The following is a 520-nucleotide window of genomic DNA, read 5'->3' on the forward strand; positions in this document are numbered from 1 at the left end:
CTCTCCATGACAGCCTGAACAAGCAGGTGGCTGGTCAGCTCCATCTGGCAGAGCATGCGCACCTGCGGATAGGCGGTCTCCCCATGCTGGGTGCCGGGTTTGGCAAAGGCGGCGGCATTGTCCGGGGTATCGGGCGTGCGCCACATCACGCCATCGACGGCGAGTAGTTGCAACCCGGCCCAGCCGGGGTGATTGGCCTGCTGGTGCCAGCCTGCGGCGGTGTCGTGAAATAGCCGCTCAATGCTCTTGTGGCCAAGCTTTTGGCGAGCTTGCAGGAAGGCGCTGGGGGCGACAAAGGGGCGGTCACCGGGCAAGAGGATATCGAGCTGATTGACCAGCTGGGTCATGGGGACATGGCGGAAGATGGCCATGCCGATGATGGCCCAGACCAGACGCTCCATGGGCATGCGGCGACGGCGCAGGGTCACGACATCCTCTTCGGCGAGCAGGGTAGTGATGAGCGCAGGGGGAATGAGGTCGGAGAGTGACTCAAACTGGGCAGCATTGCTGGCGTGAAGGA

1 protein-coding gene is annotated in these 520 nt (G+C 63.5%); it reads right to left on the reverse strand.

Annotation, left to right across the window (positions count from 1 at the left end):
- Positions 1-520 (reverse strand): IS4 family transposase (locus GWQ27_RS22230; protein ID WP_275908338.1); only part of this gene is annotated, 520 nt, incomplete at both ends.

It is taken from the genome of Aeromonas sp. 5HA1 (genome assembly GCF_029237245.1).
In the GTDB taxonomy this organism is placed as follows: Bacteria; Pseudomonadota; Gammaproteobacteria; order Enterobacterales; family Aeromonadaceae; genus Aeromonas; species Aeromonas salmonicida.